This is a genomic window from Synechococcus sp. B60.1 (assembly GCF_047462555.1).
GTDB lineage: Bacteria > Cyanobacteriota > Cyanobacteriia > Thermostichales > Thermostichaceae > Thermostichus.
In genome coordinates this window covers 1-2525 of sequence record NZ_JANSJN010000171.1, presented here as the reverse complement: position 1 = coordinate 2525, position 2525 = coordinate 1, and the positions used below count along the sequence as shown (strand labels likewise).

The following is a 2525-nucleotide window of genomic DNA, read 5'->3' as shown; positions in this document are numbered from 1 at the left end:
AAATCCAGGGAGCGGCCCCACTCCCGCCAGGTTTCGGCCAAAGACGTGTACATGCGCACCTTGAGCAGGTGCCGACCGTCGCAAAAAGCTACCTTAAAGCCGGCTGCCGCGATCTGCCGCACCAGGGTGACGTCGTCGCAAAAGGAAGCCCGCGCCAGCGTGTAGCCATTCATGGCTTCCAGCACCGAGCGGCGCACCAACATGCATTGCCCATTGGCCATCGTCCGCTCCGACAGAGCAGCCGTGTCCCCTACTGCCCCATAGCGGTAGATCAGGGTTGTCAAAAGAGCTGGCTGCAGCCAAGCTTCTCCCCAGTGCTCCAAGATAAACTGCGGCGCCAGGGTGATGAGATCCAGCTGGTTGGCCTGGGCAGTTTCCAGCAAGCGCTCTACCAGGCCTGGCTGGGGGCGGGTATCGGCATCAATACCCAGGATCCACTCAGAGGCGGGATCCGATTGGAGAAATCCATAGTGCAACGCCCAGGGACGACCTACCCAGCCACTGGGCAGGGGATCGTCGGTCAAGAGGCGAAAGCGGGGATCCCGCTCGGCCATCTGCAGCACTTTCTCGCGGGTGCCATCCTGGGAGCGGCTATCCACCACCAGCACCTCGCGCACAACCGCTCCCTGGCGGTGCAGCCCTTCCAGGCAGGGATCCAGGCGCTTGGCTTCGTTGAGGGTGGGCAGTAGGACGCTGACCAGGCCCGGCGGGAAGGGGATCCCCGCTTGGCCAGGGGGCAGAGGGGAAGGGCGCCGCAAAGACGGCAGCAGCCGGGCCAGCAACACCGCCACCATTGGCAGCTGCAGGGCCAGCAAAATCAGGGCAGCCGCATCCCCCATCGGGATCCCGTGCGTATCCATTGGAGCTACCTTCCTACATCAAACAAAAAGTTGCCTGGCAGAACCCAACCCGGCGGCTTTGGTTCAGAATCAATGTGGCTCCCGCCCTTGACTTTCTCAGCCCTTTGTGGATGTTTCCACCCAGCTCGGCCCCAAGGGATCCCTTGTCACCCTGGTCAGGCTTCCGTCAGAAAAGCTGGATCCCGCTTTGGTGCGGAAAGAGCTGGGCCAAATTCTTGCCGAGAAACCCAAACACCTCTTACTGGATCTAAGCCAGGTTACGCTGATCAACAGCAGGGGGGTGTCGGCTTTGGTGTAGGCAAGACGCCTCTGTTCTGCCGCTGGCTGTCATCTCAAGCTCTGCGGCTTAGGAGAACAAGCCAAGCTGGTTCTCAAGGTTACCCATCTGGATTCTCTTTTTGAGATCTATCCGTCAGTGGAAGCCGCCCTCAAGGAGGTCTCTGAGTCCTAAAGGGGAGAGCTTACCGCCTCCTCAAATCAAAACTCCTAGGGGCTAGTCTCCTGGTTCTCAACAGCCTGGGGTTGGTTTCTTTGGGCATAGAGCTGCGCCTGTTGCCGGATTTCCTCCCGCACCTTGGGCGGGGCCAGGCGGGCCGCTTGCTCAAACAGATCAGGGGCCTGTGCCCGTAGGTCGGCATCGGCAGCAGAGCTGAGGGCTATTGCCTTGCCCAATACCGGGGCAAAATCGCTGGGATCCGCTGCAATCATCTCATCATAAAGGGCCACCGCTTTTCCCGTCTGGTTGTTGCGGGCGTAGATAAAGGCCAAGCGCAGGCGGACATCGTTATCTTCCGGTACTTCTTTCAGGTAGTTCTCCAGCAGGTCAATGGCTTCAGAAGTGCGGCCCAGAGCCAGTTGAACATCGGCCAGCTCCTGCAGAACTCGGCCATCTTTGGGATCCTTTTTGTAGAGAGCTTGAAGCTGCTCCAGCGCTCCTTCCAGATCTCCTGTCTCCCGCTGAATTTGAGCCAAAAAAGCTCGCAGTTGCCGATTTTCCGGCTCCAGTTCCACCAGCTTCTTCAGCGGCTCAATGGCCCCTTGCGGCTCGTTGAGCTGCAGTTGCGTGTCAATTAACCCCCGCAGGGCAATGGGGTTATCCGGCTCCCGTTCCAGCACAGCCCGGTAGCCGTCCGCCTGGGCCCGCAGTTGCTCGGTAACCAAATTGGCGGTGTCTGCCGAGTCAGAAGGCCCCAGTGCCTGCAGTATCGGGCCAAAGGAGAAGCCCAGGAACATGACTGCGCCAAACACCAGCATCAGGGCTTCCAGGAATTTGCGGAGGGGCGATTTGTCAGGTTTGGACTGAGGCATGAAGGGGCTCGCACCAATCTCTCTGTACTCTATCATCGGCCCCCTTGAAAGCACAGCAGCCTACTGGCCAGGCCAGCGGCACAAAATTTGCCCTAACAAAGGGGGGGTGCTAGAACCTCGCCGGCAGCCCCCTTAACTTTGAACCTGCTGGAGCTGCTGCACCTGGGCCTGTAGGTAGGGGATCCCCACCCGGTAGCAGTAGTCGCCGAAGCGCTCTTGGGGGTGGCGCTCCTGCTTGTAGAGCTGCAGAAGAATTCTCATCAGGGGCACGATCTGGCTAATGTGCACCCGATCCTGAAACGGCTGGGCCAGGCGATCCCCTTGCGGGCTGGCCCCCAGCCAGATTTGGTAGTAGCC

The 2525-nt window shown here is 59.9% G+C and carries 3 protein-coding genes and 1 pseudogene; 1 reads left to right on the top strand and 3 read right to left on the bottom strand.

Annotated features, from left to right (window positions below):
- Nucleotides 1–860 (bottom strand): glycosyltransferase family 2 protein (locus tag NW863_RS12750; RefSeq protein WP_414366807.1); only part of this gene is annotated, 860 nt, incomplete at its 3' end.
- Nucleotides 861–966: 106 nt separating this feature from the next.
- Between NW863_RS12750 and NW863_RS12745 the strand changes: the two genes are divergently transcribed.
- The gene (locus tag NW863_RS12745; RefSeq protein ID WP_414366806.1) at nt 967–1158 is read left to right on the top strand and encodes a hypothetical protein; all 192 of its coding nucleotides are present in this window, start codon (nt 967–969) and stop codon (nt 1156–1158) included.
- Between the two features lie 188 nt (nt 1159–1346).
- Here the strand turns inward: NW863_RS12745 and NW863_RS12740 are convergent, their stop codons facing one another.
- Nucleotides 1347–2168, bottom strand: a complete 822-nt coding sequence (locus tag NW863_RS12740) for a tetratricopeptide repeat protein (RefSeq protein ID WP_414366805.1) — start codon at nt 2166–2168, stop codon at nt 1347–1349.
- A gap of 132 nt (nt 2169–2300) precedes the next feature.
- Nucleotides 2301–2525 (bottom strand): annotated as a pseudogene (locus tag NW863_RS12735) (sulfite reductase, ferredoxin dependent); the annotation flags it as partial.

Bases quoted from the DNA above. Each gene is read 5' to 3' on its own strand.
- NW863_RS12740 (WP_414366805.1), bottom strand. From the start codon at position 2,168: ATGCCTCAGTCCAAACCTGACAAATCGCCCCTCCGCAAATTCCTGGAA.